Below are 14,356 nucleotides of genomic sequence, written 5' to 3'. Positions count from 1 at the left end.
GGATCCGACTGCTGCTCGGCGCTAAACGATCCGCGGGAAGGGCTGTACGGACACTGCGGGCCCGTCGTGGCTGGTCGCGCAGTTCCCCGCGCCCCTTACGGGGCGCTGCCCGGCTCGTCAGCGGAATTCGTACTCGCGTTAGATTGATCCCGTGCTCTCTCGCTTCACGCGCCCCCAGGCCGTCGCCGTCTGCGCCCTCCCCGTCGTGGCTCTGCTCGCCGCGGCGGCGTTCGCGCCGTTGCCCTTCTCGGTGGCCCAGCCCGGGATGACGGCGAACGTCCTCGGCGAGAACCAGGGCGACCCGGTCATCACGATCTCCGGCGCGGACAGCCGCGAGACGCGCGGGCAGCTCCGGATGACGACCATCGAGGCGACGGGACCGGACCAGGACGTGAACCTGGGCGACGTGCTCGACGGCTGGTTCGCCACGGACCGGGCCGTGATGCCGCGCGACTCCGTGTACCCGAGCGGCGACAGCGTCCAGGAGATCGAGGAGTACAACGCCGAGGAGATGAAAAAGTCCCAGGACATCGCCACCGAGGCGGCCCTGAACCACCTCGGCGAGGACTCGGACGGCATCAAGGTCACCCTGAAGCTCGCCGACGTCGGCGGCCCCAGCGCCGGCCTCCTCTTCTCCCTCGGCATCGTGGACAAACTGGACGGCGACGGCAGCGGCGGCGACCTCACGGGGGGCCGCACCATCGCGGGTACGGGCACGATCGACGCCAACGGGAAGGTCGGCGCGGTCGGCGGAGTGGCCCTCAAGACGCAGGCCGCCCGCCGCGACGGCGCGACGGTCTTCCTGGTCCCGAAGGCGGAGTGCTCGGATGCCAAGTCGGAGCTGCCGAAGGGGCTCCGCCTCATTCCGGTGTCGACGCTGAAGAGCGCGGTCAACGCGCTGGTGGCGCTGGAGAAGGGATCGGGCTCGGTACCGAGCTGTTAGTGGGCGGGAGCCACCCAGGGCGCTGAGGCCGTCCGGAACCCGCGCGAAGGGCTCACAAACAAGGGCTCATCCCTCCCTCACGAACCCCTCCTCCTTCATCCAGTCCAGTGCCACCGCATGCGGGTCCTCCCCGTCGACATCCACCTTCGCGTTCAGCTCCTGGGCCACATCGTTGTTCAGTCGCTTTGTGATCGGATCAAGCACGGCCGCGATCGCCGGATGCTTCTTCAGGGACTTGGAGTTGATCTCAGGGGCCACGTTGTAGTTGGGGAAGAACTTCTTGTCGTCCTCCATCACGGCCAGGTTCATCGACTTGATGCGCCCGTCGGTGGTGAAGACCTCCCCGTACGTACAACTCCCCTTCGCCGCCTGCGTGTAGATGATCCCGGTGTCCATCTGCGTGACGTTCCCGGCGGGCAGCTTCATCCCGTACGCCTTCTCCATGCCCGGCAGCCCGTCGGCCCGGTTGGCGAACTCGCTCTCCACGCACACCGTGACGGCCTTCGGCTGGGACTTCGAGAGTGCGGCCACGTCGGAGAGGGTCTTCGTGCCGTACTTCTTGAAGTTGGCCTGGTTCATCGCCAGCGCATACGTGTTGTTGAGCGACGAGGGCGGCAGCCAGGTCAGCCCGTTCTTCAGATCGGCGTCGCGCACGGCCTCCCACTGCTTCCGCGGATCGGGGATGGGCTCGGAGTTGCCCAGGTACGTGATCCAGGCGGTGCCCGTGTACTCGTACATGGCGTCCGCGTCCGCGCCCTTCACCGCCTCGCGGGCGCCGATGGAGCCCTGGATGCCGGTGCGGTCCAGCACGTCCGCGCCGGCCGCCTGGAAGGCGATGCCCATGATCGCGCCGAGGATCAGCTGCTCGGTGAACTCCTTGGACGTCACGGTGAGATCGGCGCCCTTGAGGGGCGCCCCCTCTCCGATCGAGCCGGGCCGCACGTCGTCGACCATGGGCGACCCACTGGTCAGCCCGCACCCGGCCGACGCCAGCAACACTGCCCCGGCGGCCACCAGACCCGTACGCCGTCGCCTCATGCCCCCGCCTCCAACCCGCGCGGACTGAGCAGCAGTTCGGCCAGCGAAGCCAGCCAGTCCACCAGCAGCGCCAGCACGACGGTCAGGATCGAGCCGAGCATCAGGACCGGCATCCGCTGGTTGGTGATCCCGGTCGTGATCAGTACGCCGAGACCACCGCCCCCGCCGAAGGTGGCGAGCGTCGCCGTGCCCACGTTCAGGACGAGTGCCGTACGGACGCCGGCGAGGATCAGCGGTACGGCGAGGGGGAGTTCGACGCGGGTCAGCACGCCCGCGGGCGACATGCCGATGCCCCGGGCGGCCTCCAGGAGCGTCGGGTCGTTCGCCTTCAGCCCGGCGATCGTGTTGGAGAGGACCGGCAGGACGGCGTACGCGATGATACCGATCAGCGCCGCCTTACGGCCGATGCCCAGCCAGATCACCAGCAGGGCCAGCAGGCCGATGGCCGGGGTGGCCTGCCCCATGTTGGCGACGGCCATGGCGACCGGGGTCGCTTTCCTGAATGCCTTGCGCGTCAGCAGAATGCCCAGCGGAATCGCGATGATCAGCACGAAGAACGTGGAGATCACGGTCAGTTCGATGTGCTGCCGCAGCGCCTTCCACACCTGGCCGCCCGACAGCGCGTTCTCGGAGAGCGGGTCCAGATCCGCCTGCCGGAACCAGAGCCAGGTGGCGAGCAGCACGGCCACGAGCACGGCGGGCAGAAGGGTGAGCTTCTGCCAACCGACCCTGAGGGCACTGGACTCGGAGGGCGCGGGACTACCGGCCTCGGCACCCCCGGAGCCGCCCTCAAAACCGTCGTCCGGCCCAGAGCCGCTGCCCAGTCCAGATCCGCCCTCCACCCCGGACCCGCTGCCCGCCTCAGACCCGCTGTCCACCTCAGACCCGGGATCTGCCTCGGAAGCCCTCATGCCTTCGCCTCCCCGCCGTCCACGCCCTCCTGCTCGTGACGGGTCTGCTCGGCTCGCGTCTCCTCCAGTTCGTGCTGGTGCTCCAGGGCGTCGAGCCGGTCGGCCTCCAGCAGCTCGTGCACGGAGTTCATCAGCGTCTCCATGTCCACGACGCCCGTGTACTCCCCGCGCCGCCCGGTCACCACGACCCGCCCCGCGTTGTCCGTGAGCACGGCCTCCAGCGCGTCCCGCAACGTCGCGTCCCGGGTCACCGTGTCGTGCACCAGGGTGCCCGCCCGGGCCAGCGAGCCCCTGGCCCGCATCAGATCCCCGCGCCGCAGCCACTTGTAGGGCCGCCCGCGCCTGTCGAGCAGCAGGATCTCGTTCGTACCGCTCGACTTGAGCTTGTTGAAGATCTCCTGGAGCGGATCGTCGACGATCACCGTCGGATATCCGGTGATCTCCACATCCCGTACGCGCGACAGATTGAGCCGCTTCAACGCGGCCCCCGCGCCCACGAACCCGGACACGAAATCGTCGGCGGGATTGGTGAGGATCGCCTCCGGGGTGTCGAACTGGGCGATGTGCGACCGCTCCCGCAACACGGCGATCCGGTCACCCAGCTTGATGGCCTCGTCGAAGTCATGAGTGACAAAGACGATGGTCTTGTGCAACTCGTGCTGGAGCCGGATCAACTCGTCCTGAAGGTGATCACGGGTAATGGGGTCCACGGCCCCGAAGGGCTCATCCATCAACAGCACGGGCGGATCGGCGGCCAACGCCCGTGCCACCCCCACGCGTTGCTGCTGCCCACCGGACAACTGCCGCGGATACCGCCCGTGGAACTCACCCGCATCCAGCCCGACCAGATCGAGCATCTCCTCGACCCGAGCCCTGATCCGCCCCTTCTCCCACCCCACCATCTTCGGTACGAGGGCGATGTTCTGAGCGACCGTCATGTGCGGGAAGAGCCCCGAGGCCTGAATCGCGTACCCGATCTTCCGCCGCAGCTTCACGGGATCCATGTCGGTGACGTCCTCGCCACCGATCCTGATCCGCCCGCCCGTGGGCTCGATCAACCGGTTGATCATCTTCAGGGTGGTGGACTTCCCACACCCCGAGGGCCCCACGAAGACGACGAGCTCACCGGCGTCGATCTGCATGTTCACGCTGTCCACAGCGGGGGCGGAGCTCCCCGGATAGTGCTTGGTCAGGTTCTCGAGCTCGATGGCGGCGCCGAAAACGGCACCCTTCGCACCCACCCCAGCCACTCCACTCACCCCAGCCACCTCAGTCGTCTCGGGCACGGATCCCCCTAGGGATGGTCAGCCGCCCCACAAGGACGTACGCGGCGTCGAACAGCAGCGCCAGGACGATGATCCCGAGCGTGCCCGCGAGCACTTGGTTGAGCGCGTTCTTGCTGCCCAGGGAGGCGATACCGCGGAAGATCTCATTGCCGAGACCGGGGCCGGAGGCATAGGCGGCGATGGCGGCGATCCCCATCAGCATCTGCGTGGAGACCCGGATCCCGGTCAGGATCGGCGGCCAGGCGAGCGGCAGCTCGACCCGCGCGAGCCGGGCGAGCCGGGACATCCCGATGCCCTTCGCGGCGTCGACCAGCGACGGATCGACCCCGCGCAGCCCGACGATGGCGTTACGAACGATCGGCAGCAGCCCGTAGAGGGTCAGTGCGATGACAGTCGGCGGCACCCCCAGCCCCACGATCGGAATCAGCAGACCGATCATGGCGAGCGAGGGAATGGTCAGAATCGTGGACGTCGTGGTCGTGGCGAGATTGCCGGCCCACTCACTCCGATAGGTGACGACACCGATCACCACACCCACGACCGTCGCGACGACCATGCACTGAAAGACGGCACTGGCGTGCTGGTAGGCGTCGATGAGGAGCTGCTGATGGCGACTGCCGAGGTACTCCCAGAAGTTCACCCGCGCTCACCCCGCACACGGTCACCCCACACGCCACCACTCCCGTCGGACTCCTGTCAGTCACGGTCCTCCGCGGCCTGCTCCACCAGCGGGATGATCCGCAGCGGCACGGGGTTCTCCATGACGATCGCGGTCGCGGCCCGGACGATGCCATCAAAACCGACAACCCGGTCGATCACACGCTGAAGATCGGCGTTGGACCGCGCCACGAGCCGGCACAGCATGTCCCCGCTACCCGTGGTCGTGTGCAGCTCCAGCACCTCGGGAACGGTCGCCAAGTGCGCCCGTACGTCCGCGCCTTGCCCCTGCCGGATCTGAAGCGTCGCGAAGGCGGTGACGGGATACCCGAGGGCCGCGGGATCCACCTGCGGCCCGAACCCCCGGATGACTCCATTCGACTGAAGCCGGTCGAGCCGCGCCTGCACGGTCCCGCGCGCGACCCCCAGCCGCCGCGACATCTCCAGCACCCCGATCCGCGGCTCCTCAGCGAGCAGCACCAGCAGCTGCCCGTCCAGATGATCGATCGCCATGGTGCCCTCCGGAATGGTCATCCTGTACACAACGCCCGCCTGCACTAGCATCTCACTAGGCAAATTGCTCAGCCAATCCGCAAACTATTGCGCACCTTGCGGAACGGAGAGAGCCTGCGGCCATGACACAGACAACCCACCACACCCCCGACACCGCGCGGCAGGCAGACCCCTTCCCGGTCAAGGGAATGGACGCGGTCGTCTTCGCCGTGGGCAATGCCAAGCAGGCGGCGCACTACTACTCCACCGCCTTCGGCATGAAGCTCGTCGCCTACTCCGGACCGGAGAACGGCAGCCGCGAGACCGCGAGCTACGTCCTCGAGAACGGATCAGCCCGCTTCGTCCTCACCTCCGTCATCAAGGCCACCACCCCCTGGGGCCACTTCCTGGCAGAGCACGTGGCGGAGCACGGCGACGGCGTCGTAGACCTCGCCATCGAGGTCCCGGACGCCCGAGCCGCGTACGCGTACGCAGTCGAGCACGGCGCCAGCTCGGTCACCGAGCCGTACGAGCTGAAGGACGAGCACGGCACGGTAGTCCTGGCCGCGATCGCCACATACGGCAAGACCCGCCACACCCTGGTCGAGCGCACCGGCTACGACGGCCCGTACCTCCCGGGCTTCACGGCAGCCGACCCGATCGTCGAACCACCCGCCCACCGCACCTTCCAGGCCATCGACCACTGCGTGGGCAACGTCGAACTGGGCCACATGAACGAATGGGTGTCGTTCTACAACAAGGTCATGGGCTTCACGAACATGAAGGAGTTCGTGGGCGACGACATCGCCACCGAGTACAGCGCCCTGATGTCGAAGGTCGTCGCCGACGGCACGCTCAAGGTCAAGTTCCCGATCAACGAGCCCGCCATCGCCAAGAAGAAGTCCCAGATCGACGAGTACCTGGAGTTCTACGGCGGCGCAGGCGTCCAGCACATCGCCCTCAACACCAACGACATCGTCCAGACGGTCCGCACGATGCGCGCGGCAGGCGTCCGGTTCCTGGACACCCCGGACTCCTACTACGACACCCTCGGCGAGTGGGTGGGCGAAACCCGCGTCCCCCTCGACACCCTCCGCGAACTGAAGATCCTGGCCGACCGCGACGAGGACGGCTACCTGCTCCAGATCTTCACCAAGCCGGTCCAGGACCGCCCGACGGTCTTCTTCGAAATCATCGAACGCCACGGCTCCATGGGCTTCGGCAAGGGCAACTTCAAGGCCCTCTTCGAGGCAATCGAACGAGAGCAGGAGAAGCGCGGCAACCTCTGAGCCTTAGCGCTCCGCTGGAAGTGCCGCGATGTGCCGTCGATCGTCTGCGGCGCCATCGTGGCTGGTCGCGCAGTTCCCCGCGCCCCTTCAGGGTGCCGCCGAACCGCAGCGACTTCACCGGACCTCACGGCCCTACGGAACCCACGCCCCGTGGGGCCGCAGCCCAACCCGCCGTGCGTACCCCCACCCCACGCACAACGCACCCGCAGTCGCCATCGCACGGGAGGGGCCGTGCCGGTACGTCGCAGTCCGCCACGTAGGGCTCCTCCAGGAAACGCCACCCTCCAAAACCACAGCCGGATACCCAGTGGTGGCGGACTCGACGTACCGGCACGGCCCCGACCCACACACCGACGCCGCGCGCCCACGCGCCCACCCCCACCCCGGCACTACTGTCGACCCATGGCCAGGATGAACGACATCGGCGGCATGCAGGGCTTCGGCCCCATCGACACCACCGAAGACACCGAGCCGTTCCACGCAGACTGGGAGGCCCGCGTAGTAGGCCTCTTCAACGCCCTCCGTGCCCAAGACGTGTTCAACACCAACGAGTTCAGGGACGCCATCGAGTCCATGCCCCCCGCCGAGTACCTGGCGACCTCGTACTACGAGCGATGGTTCAAGGCGATCTGCACGCTGCTGGAGCGCAAGGGCGTGATCGAGCCGGGTGAGCTCGATGACTGACCGCTTCGCACCGGGCACACGAGTACGGACGTTCCGCCACGACCCACCGCACCACACCCGACTGCCACGGTACGCACGCGGCAAGAGCGGCGTAGTAGTGGAACCCGAAGGCCACGCGGAACTCGCCGACATCAGCGCGCAGGGACGCGGCGACGCGCCGGTCGAGCAGATCTACGCGGTACGTTTCGCCGCGCGCGACCTGTGGGGCGAGGGCGACCACCACGTCGTACTGGACCTGTGGGAAAGCTACTTGGAGGCGGACGCGGATGACGAGCGCTGATCACCACCCCGACACGCTGATCGCCCGCCGGGTACGGCGGCTGGAGACCCTCCTGGAGGAGAAGGGCGTACTCTCCGGCGCCCAGCTGGACGAGATCATCGACGCGTCCCTGTCGGGCGCCTCCCCGGCGAACGGCGCGAGGGTGGTGGCCCGCGCCTGGACGGACCCGGCGTACAAGTCCCGCCTCCTCGCCGACGGCACGGCGGCGGTCCGCGAACTCGGCTTCATGGAAGGCGGCTTCCAACGCCTGCGAGTAGTGGAAAACACGGACGAGACCCACAACGTCATCGTCTGCACCCTGTGCTCCTGCTACCCGCTACGCCTCCTCGGCCCGTCCCCGTCCTGGTACAAGTCCGAGGCATACCGCTCCCGAGTGGTCCGCGAACCCCGCGCCGTGCTGGCCGAGTTCGGGCTCAACCTCCCCGACGACACAGAGATCACGGTCTGGGACTCGAGCGCGGAGACCCGCTACATGGTGCTGCCCCGCAGGCCCGCCGATACGGACTCCATGTCCGAAGCCGAGCTGACCGGCCTGGTCACGCGAAACGCGCTGATCGGGACGGCCGAGCTGTAACCCGGAAGAGAAACCCCGGCCTTACTCCTCAGCCTCAGCCCCATCCTCAGCCCCCTCCTCAACCTCAGCCCCTTCCTCAACCTCACTCCCTTCCTCAACCTCACTCCCCTCCACCCCCTCCGGCCCCCCTTCCTCCGGCTCCCCCAACGCCTCCAACGCCTCCTCCGCCAAAGGCACCAACAGCGGCGAGAACTCCGGATTGATCCGCAGCGCCTCTTCAAGATGCCGCCGAGCCGCCCCGTACCGCCCCAACTCCCGCTCGATCACCCCCCGGTGATAAGCGAACAACGCACTGCGCACCCCACCCCCGCGCTCCTCGTCCATCGCCTTCGTCGCGAAGCGCAACGCCTCCTCGTCGGCACCGGAGCGATGCAGCGCCCACCCGAGGGCATCGGCGACCTGGACGGAGGGATGCCGCCTCCACTCGTCCCGCAGCCGCCCCACCGCGGCCTCGGCATCACCGTGGTCCGCCTCGAAGAGCCCAAGAACGAGCTCGTCGTTCACACCCCCGGCGGCCCTCTCCCGCACCCGGGTCCGCAACACGTCGTACTGGGCCCGAGCCGCCCCACCCAACCCCAGCGACTCGTACAACTTGCCCAACTCCAGGGCGTATTGAGGCAACGGCCGCTTGGTCAACGCGGACTGGTACGCACGCAACGCCTCCGAGATCCGCCCCAGCGCGGCCAGCGCCCGCCCCTGCCCCGCCAGCGCGGCGTGCCCGTCGGGATCGGCCCGCAACGCGGCGTCGAAAGCCCGCAACGACTCGGCAGGCTCCCCCCGCTCCCAGGCCAGCTCCCCGACCCGTACGAGACATGCCGCCCGTTCCGCGGGCGTGGCGGCGAGCGCCGCCGCGTCGGAGAGCGCGGCCCCGGCATCCTCGCGCCACCCCCGATCCCGGTACACCAGCCCGGCCCGCATCAACACCTGGGCACCCGACACCTGCGCACCCGACACCTGCGCACCCGACCCCCGGGCACCCGACACCTGCGCACCCGACCCCCGGGCTCCCGCCCCCCGCGCCCCCGACCGCAGTTCGACAAGCCGGGCCAGCGCCTTGCGCGCGGCCTTGTAGTCCCCGAGCCCCCGATACGCGTCGATCAGCGTCGGATAGGCCGTCCACCGCTTGGGCGAGGCCGCAACCGCCGCCTCGCCCCACTTCCGCGCCGCCCGGAAGTCGTGCTGGGCGTTGGCGAGCGCGGCAAGACCGCCGAGCGCCTCCACGTTCCCCTTCGGCTTCGCCTTCAACGACGTACGCAACGCCTTCTCGGCCTTCGGGTAGTACCGCGTCGAGGCGGTCCGCTCGCCCCGCTCCACATACGCGGCCCCGAGCACCGCCCAGGACTGCACATCACCCGGATGGGCCCGCAGATGCGCCTCACGGTCACCGATGAGCGCCGCCAGATCGGGCAGCGAGGCGGGCGTCCCGGCCCCGACCGCGCCCATGGCCCGCGCCACCGGCCCGGGCGCGGGCGGCGGTCCGCCCTGCCCCGAGGGCATCGCCATCAGCACACCACCGAGGACGACGCACCCCACGAGGGAGCCGACGAGCGCCCACCGCAGGCCGACTTCACGCCTCGCCGGACCAGTCACCGAATCAGAAGCCTGCTCGTTCTCCACGGCGCTCTCCATGCCGCTCACTGTGCGTCAATACGAAGAGCACATCCGGCCACCACCCCGGCACGGAAAGCCTCTCGCGGGCGGGGTTCACACCGATGGCCCCGGGTGCGACGCTGTGATCATGAGCCGTATCGAAGCCCCACGCGACGAAGCGACGGGCAACCTCGTCGACCGTCTCCTCGCGGGCCTGCCGGCCGAGGCGGTCCTCACCGACCCGGACGTCACGGCCTCGTACGCCAACGACATGGCCAGCTTCTGCGAGGCCAACGCCCCCGCCGTCGTCGTCCTGCCACGCACCGTCGAGCAGGTCCAGCACATCATGCGCATCGCCACCGAGCTGCGCGTCCCGGTGGTCCCGCAGGGCGCCCGTACGGGCCTGTCGGGCGCCGCCAACACCTCCGAGGGCTGCATCGCGCTGTCCCTCGTCAAGATGGACCGCATCCTGGAGATCAGCCCGGTCGACCGGATCGCGGTCGTCGAGCCGGGCGTCATCAACGCCACGCTCTCCCGCGCCGTGGGCGAACACGGCCTCTACTACCCGCCGGACCCCTCCAGCTGGGAGATGTGCACCATCGGCGGGAACATCGGCACGGCCTCCGGCGGCCTGTGCTGTGTGAAGTACGGGGTGACGGCCGAGTACGTCCTCGGCCTGGACGTCGTCCTCGCCGACGGCCGCTTCATGTCCACGGGCCGCCGTACGGCGAAGGGCGTCGCCGGATACGACCTGACCCGCCTCTTCGTCGGCTCGGAGGGCTCACTCGGCATCGTCGTACGGGCGACGCTGGCCCTGAGGCCGCAGCCGCCCCAGCAGCTGGTGCTGGCCGCCGAGTTCGCGTCGGCGTCGGCCGCCTGCGACGCGGTCTGCCGGATCATGGAGGGCGGGCACGTGCCGTCCCTCCTCGAACTGATGGACCGTACGACGGTGAAGGCCGTCAACGACATGGCGAACATGGGCCTTCCGGAGACCACCGAGGGCCTGCTCCTCGCCGCCTTCGACACGCTCGACCCCGCGGTCGACCTGGCCGCGGTCGGCGCGCTGTGCGAGGCGGCGGGCGCCACACAGGTCGTACCGGCGGACGACGCGGCCGAGTCGGAACTGCTCCTCCAGGGCCGCCGGCTGTCCCTCACCGCGCTGGAAGCGGTCAAGGGCACGACAATGATCGACGACGTGTGCGTACCGCGGTCGAAGCTCGGCGAGATGATCGAAGGGGTCGAGCGGATCTCCGAGAAGTACCAGCTGACCATCGGGGTCGTCGCCCACGCCGGCGACGGCAACACCCACCCGACGGTCTGCTTCGACGCCCAGGACCCCGACGAGTCCCGGCGCGCCCGCGAGTCCTTCGACGAGATCATGGGCCTCGGCCTGGAACTCGGCGGCACGATCACCGGCGAGCACGGCGTGGGCGTCCTCAAGAAGGAGTGGCTGGCGCGGGAGATCGGCCCGGTGGGTGTGGAGATGCAGCGGGCGATCAAGGCGGCGTTCGACCCACTGGGCATCCTCAACCCGGGCAAGTTGTTCTGAAGCACCACCCATTCGTCCCATGCGTCCCATACGTCTCACTCACCGTCCTTCGACTCGTCCGACGGCCACGGGTCGCGCAGCCAGAGATCGTCGGCCGGGGTGGGCGCGAGCAGCTCGGCGAGGCCGCGGTCGATGCCGAGCTGCTCGGCCTCAGAGCCCGGAGGGACCGCCCGCAGGGTTCGTTCCAGCCAGGCCGACACCTGCGCGGCGGGCGCCTCGAGCAGGGCGTCCCCGTCGGGTGAACTCAGCGCCATCAGGACGACGCTCCGTCCGCCGACCTTCGTCGGCCACACCCGCACGTCCCCGTGCCCGCACGGCCTGAACACCCCCTCGACGAGCAGCTCCCGCGCGAACGTCCAGTTCACGGGGTGGTCGGAGCCGATGTGGAAGGTGATGTGGACGGCGTACGGATCGTCGGTCCGAAAGCTCAGCCGGGCCGGGACCGGGATGCTGCGCTCGGGGGACAGGACCAGTTTGAGCTCGAGCTCGCGTTCCACCACGGTGTACATGTCGTACGTTTCCTCTCGCGTCCGGGGCCCTGTGGGTGGGCCCGTACGAGTGGAGAGGGCGCGGGGTTCGAAGCATTACGCGGGTGCGCAGAACTTTTTTCCTACGGCTCCGCCATACGGCCGCGTGCGGTGGCAAAGCGTGGCAGAACCTTGCTCGAAGGGGGGAGGTACGGCAGGAGCGGCAGTGGCGCTTGCCCCCGTCTGATAGATGTGGTTGCTCAACACGACCCCCGAGCAGATACGGGACGACGGACATGAGCGCCCCAACCCCGGCCCCCGGCGACGACAGGCCCCGCGAAGGGTATTACCCGGACCCGTCCATTCCTGGATATGTCCGGTACTGGAACGGTGCCTCGTGGGTGCCGGGCACCAGCCGACCGGCGCCGTCCGACGGCCTGCCGCTCCCGTCGCCCGCGGGTGACGCACGGCCGGGCCCCGTCTCCACGGAGGAGACGGGCCCGCACTTCTTCGACGAGGACCCGCCGACGGCCGGTCCATCGCCCGCCGACGCCCAGCACGGCAGCCGTCCCGAGCCCGCGTCCGCGTGGGGCGCCGACCGCTCCCGGCAGACCGGCTTCGGCGGCGACCCGGACCGCCGGGTCGCCTGGGGCTCGCCGGACCCGCGCGTACCGTCCGAGCCGGATCGGCCCGCCCAGCCGTCCCAGCCGGACGGCAAGTCGGACCGCACGGACGGCACGGCCACGTTCCGCGCGTCCGAGGCGGACGGGGATTCGGGGGCCGTCAAGCCGCCCGCCTCGGGCGGCACGGTGGTGTTCCGCAGGCCCACCGGACCGGTACGCCCCACCGGATCCGCGGGCTCGGACGGGTCGGCCGGGGGAGCGGGCAAGGCGGCCGGAGCCATGGGCGCGGGGCGCGCGCATGTCGCGGGCACATCCGGCGCCGGGCGCACGGACGCCGCGGCCGGAGGTACGGCCCCGGCCGGCGCCGGCAACTCCACGGGCCCCGACCGGCCCGGCATCCCCGGCTCTCGTGAGCCCCTCGCCTCCGAGGGCACGATGACCTTCAGGGCCGTATCGCCGCGAGCGGGACAGCAGCGCGGGTCCCAGCCCTCCGCCCAGCCCTCCACCCCGTCCGCGACCCAGCCTCCGGCAGCCCAGGCCTCCGCGGCCGGCTCCACCCCCACCGTCCCCCCGCAGTCCGGCACCGGCGCCCCCATGACCGCGGGCGCCGGCGGCGGACAGCCCTCCTGGGCCCAGCAGGTGCACCGGCTGGCCGGGGCCGAGAACGAGCCGCCCGTCGTGCCGTGGAAGCCGGTGCGGGAGGACCCGTTCCAGGCTGCGGCCCGCTCGCAGGCGAACTCGCGTCCGGCGGGGCTCGGGAAGCGGCTGGCAGCCCGCCTCGTGGACACCGTCGTACTGGCAGGCGTCACGGGCGCCGCCGCCGTACCGCTGGGCACCAAGGCCCTCGACCACGTCAACGAGAAGATCGACGCCGCCAAGCTCTCCGGCGAGACCGTCACGGTCTGGCTGCTGGACGGCACGACCGCGGTCTATCTCGGCATCATCCTCGCCGTCCTGCTCCTCTTCGGCGTCCTCTACGAGGCGCTGCCCACCGCCAAGTGGGGCCGCACCCTCGGCAAGAAACTGTGCGGCCTGCAGGTGCGGGACATCGAGGGCGGCGAACCCCCGTCGTTCGGGCTGGCCCTGCGCCGCTGGCTCGTCTACAGCGTCCCGGGCATTCTCGCCATCGGTGTCGTGGGTGTCGTGTGGGGCCTGTTCGACCGCCCGTGGCGCCAGTGCTGGCACGACAAGGCGGCCCACACGTTCGTCGCCGGCTGACGGCTACCCCGGACGGCCGCCCCCCATTGCGCAGTCGGAGGGTTCGCGGTCGACTCGGGGTATGACCACCGAGCCGCCGCCCCCTCCGGAAGACGACCCGTTCAAGAAGAAGCAGCCGCCACCCGGCGAGGGCGACGGCTCCCCGTACGGCCCCCCGCCTCCCTCGGGCGGCGGCGAGGGCCAGGGCCCGCCGTTCGGCCCCTCGTCCGGCAACCAGCCCCCGCCCGGCGGTGGTTCTCCCTACGGTGACCCCTACGGCGGCGGCCCGCACGGCAACGACCCGCTCGCCGGGATGCCGCCGCTCGCCGACAGCGGCAAGCGCGTGCTCGCCCGGATCATCGACATGATCCTCGTCATCATCGTGGTGTGGCTGCTGACGTGGGGCTTCAACGTCAACGAGTACGACGTCGACACGGACAAGATCGACTACGGCAACTCGTTCGGCCAGTCCCTGATCGCCGCGCTGCTCTACATCGGCTACGACACCTTCATGACCGCCAAGTCGGGGCAGACCCTCGGCAAGAAGTGGCTGCATCTGCGCGTGGCGAACCTCGACAACGGCTCCACGCCCTCCGTGCAGACCTCACTGGTCCGCGCGTTGGTCCTGTGGGTGCCGTTCGCGTTCTGCTGCGCGTGCATCTGGACCGCGATCGCGGGCGGTTGGAGCTTCTTCGACAAACCGTACAAACAGGGCCTGCACGACAAGGCCGCCAAAACGGTGGTGGTCAGCACGAGTTGAGCGGCGCGGTCGGTGG

Annotated in this window: 15 protein-coding genes; 8 read left to right on the top strand and 7 right to left on the bottom strand. The window is 69.7% G+C overall.

Translation table 11 applies throughout. The features are described from left to right. Positions 1-151: 151 nt before the first annotated feature. The gene (locus tag GAS53_RS07035) at positions 152-943 is read left to right on the top strand and encodes a S16 family serine protease (RefSeq protein WP_151476573.1); all 792 of its coding nucleotides are present in this window, start codon (positions 152-154) and stop codon (positions 941-943) included. Between the two features lie 66 nt (positions 944-1,009). Here GAS53_RS07035 and GAS53_RS07030 read toward each other — a convergent pair whose 3' ends face one another. From GAS53_RS07030 to GAS53_RS07010, 5 genes are read right to left on the bottom strand one after another with little or no spacing between them, the layout of a single operon-like run. Next, complete coding sequence (locus GAS53_RS07030; RefSeq protein WP_151476572.1) at positions 1,010-1,981, bottom strand: glycine betaine ABC transporter substrate-binding protein; 972 nt, start codon at positions 1,979-1,981, stop codon at positions 1,010-1,012. After that, positions 1,978-2,892, bottom strand: coding sequence for an ABC transporter permease (locus GAS53_RS07025; protein ID WP_151476571.1), 915 nt, complete (start codon positions 2,890-2,892; stop codon positions 1,978-1,980). The genes GAS53_RS07030 and GAS53_RS07025 overlap by 4 nt, the downstream gene beginning before the upstream one ends. Beyond that, the gene (locus GAS53_RS07020) at positions 2,889-4,151 is read right to left on the bottom strand and encodes a betaine/proline/choline family ABC transporter ATP-binding protein (RefSeq protein WP_225858783.1); all 1,263 of its coding nucleotides are present in this window, start codon (positions 4,149-4,151) and stop codon (positions 2,889-2,891) included. Before GAS53_RS07020 ends, GAS53_RS07025 begins: the two co-directional genes overlap by 4 nt. Before the next feature lie 10 nt (positions 4,152-4,161). After that, positions 4,162-4,818, bottom strand: a complete 657-nt coding sequence (locus GAS53_RS07015; protein WP_151476570.1) for an ABC transporter permease — start codon at positions 4,816-4,818, stop codon at positions 4,162-4,164. 56 nt (positions 4,819-4,874) lie between these two features. Next, positions 4,875-5,348 (bottom strand): Lrp/AsnC family transcriptional regulator, encoded by a 474-nt coding sequence (locus tag GAS53_RS07010; protein WP_151476569.1) that lies wholly within the window; start codon positions 5,346-5,348, stop codon positions 4,875-4,877. Between the two features lie 122 nt (positions 5,349-5,470). Between GAS53_RS07010 and hppD the strand changes: the two genes are divergently transcribed. The 4 genes from hppD to nthA all read left to right on the top strand — a co-directional run bounded on the left by hppD (position 5,471) and on the right by nthA (position 8,154). Continuing rightward, positions 5,471-6,616, top strand: a complete 1,146-nt coding sequence (gene hppD / locus GAS53_RS07005) for a 4-hydroxyphenylpyruvate dioxygenase (protein ID WP_151476568.1) — start codon at positions 5,471-5,473, stop codon at positions 6,614-6,616. Between the two features lie 402 nt (positions 6,617-7,018). Further along, positions 7,019-7,300, top strand: a complete 282-nt coding sequence (locus tag GAS53_RS58275) for an SH3-like domain-containing protein (protein WP_151476567.1) — start codon at positions 7,019-7,021, stop codon at positions 7,298-7,300. Further along, positions 7,293-7,580 (top strand): SH3-like domain-containing protein, encoded by a 288-nt coding sequence (locus GAS53_RS58270; protein ID WP_151476566.1) that lies wholly within the window; start codon positions 7,293-7,295, stop codon positions 7,578-7,580. The genes GAS53_RS58275 and GAS53_RS58270 overlap by 8 nt, the downstream gene beginning before the upstream one ends. Beyond that, a complete protein-coding gene (gene nthA / locus GAS53_RS06990; protein WP_151476565.1) occupies positions 7,567-8,154 on the top strand; it encodes a nitrile hydratase subunit alpha in 588 nt (195 codons plus the stop codon). Before GAS53_RS58270 ends, nthA begins: the two co-directional genes overlap by 14 nt. A 21-nt stretch (positions 8,155-8,175) precedes the next feature. Here nthA and GAS53_RS06985 read toward each other — a convergent pair whose 3' ends face one another. Further along, positions 8,176-9,783, bottom strand: a complete 1,608-nt coding sequence (locus tag GAS53_RS06985) for a tetratricopeptide repeat protein (RefSeq protein ID WP_151476564.1) — start codon at positions 9,781-9,783, stop codon at positions 8,176-8,178. 103 nt (positions 9,784-9,886) lie between these two features. On the opposite strand from GAS53_RS06985, the gene GAS53_RS06980 reads away from it, so the two are divergent. Beyond that, positions 9,887-11,293, top strand: coding sequence for an FAD-binding oxidoreductase (locus tag GAS53_RS06980; RefSeq protein ID WP_151476563.1), 1,407 nt, complete (start codon positions 9,887-9,889; stop codon positions 11,291-11,293). Positions 11,294-11,328: 35 nt separating this feature from the next. Here the strand turns inward: GAS53_RS06980 and GAS53_RS06975 are convergent, their stop codons facing one another. Continuing rightward, positions 11,329-11,802, bottom strand: a complete 474-nt coding sequence (locus GAS53_RS06975) for an SsgA family sporulation/cell division regulator (RefSeq protein WP_151476562.1) — start codon at positions 11,800-11,802, stop codon at positions 11,329-11,331. A 254-nt stretch (positions 11,803-12,056) separates the two neighbouring features. Here GAS53_RS06975 and GAS53_RS06970 point away from each other — a divergent pair, with 254 nt between their 5' ends. Together GAS53_RS06970 and GAS53_RS06965 are read left to right on the top strand one after the other, a co-directional pair. Then, positions 12,057-13,601: an RDD family protein gene (locus GAS53_RS06970; protein WP_151476561.1), complete on the top strand. Its 1,545-nt coding sequence runs from the start codon at positions 12,057-12,059 to the stop codon at positions 13,599-13,601. A 61-nt stretch (positions 13,602-13,662) separates the two neighbouring features. After that, complete coding sequence (locus GAS53_RS06965; protein WP_151476560.1) at positions 13,663-14,340, top strand: RDD family protein; 678 nt, start codon at positions 13,663-13,665, stop codon at positions 14,338-14,340. Positions 14,341-14,356: the final 16 nt, after the last annotated feature.

The sequence above is a fragment of the Streptomyces albicerus genome, from assembly GCF_008905045.1.
GTDB classification, from domain to species: Bacteria; Actinomycetota; Actinomycetes; order Streptomycetales; family Streptomycetaceae; genus Streptomyces; species Streptomyces albicerus.
The sequence above is the reverse complement of the archived record's forward strand: the minus strand, read 5'-3'. Positions and strand labels throughout refer to the sequence as shown.

Bases quoted from the DNA above. Each gene is read 5' to 3' on its own strand.
- GAS53_RS06975 (WP_151476562.1), bottom strand. From the start codon at position 11,802: ATGTACACCGTGGTGGAACGCGAGCTCGAGCTCAAACTGGTCCTGTCC.
- GAS53_RS07030 (WP_151476572.1), bottom strand. From the start codon at position 1,981: ATGAGGCGACGGCGTACGGGTCTGGTGGCCGCCGGGGCAGTGTTGCTG.
- hppD (WP_151476568.1), top strand. From the start codon at position 5,471: ATGACACAGACAACCCACCACACCCCCGACACCGCGCGGCAGGCAGAC.
- GAS53_RS58275 (WP_151476567.1), top strand. From the start codon at position 7,019: ATGGCCAGGATGAACGACATCGGCGGCATGCAGGGCTTCGGCCCCATC.
- GAS53_RS07025 (WP_151476571.1), bottom strand. From the start codon at position 2,892: ATGAGGGCTTCCGAGGCAGATCCCGGGTCTGAGGTGGACAGCGGGTCT.
- GAS53_RS06970 (WP_151476561.1), top strand. From the start codon at position 12,057: ATGAGCGCCCCAACCCCGGCCCCCGGCGACGACAGGCCCCGCGAAGGG.
- GAS53_RS07010 (WP_151476569.1), bottom strand. From the start codon at position 5,348: ATGGCGATCGATCATCTGGACGGGCAGCTGCTGGTGCTGCTCGCTGAG.
- GAS53_RS06965 (WP_151476560.1), top strand. From the start codon at position 13,663: ATGACCACCGAGCCGCCGCCCCCTCCGGAAGACGACCCGTTCAAGAAG.
- GAS53_RS58270 (WP_151476566.1), top strand. From the start codon at position 7,293: ATGACTGACCGCTTCGCACCGGGCACACGAGTACGGACGTTCCGCCAC.
- nthA (WP_151476565.1), top strand. From the start codon at position 7,567: ATGACGAGCGCTGATCACCACCCCGACACGCTGATCGCCCGCCGGGTA.
- GAS53_RS06985 (WP_151476564.1), bottom strand. From the start codon at position 9,783: ATGGAGAGCGCCGTGGAGAACGAGCAGGCTTCTGATTCGGTGACTGGT.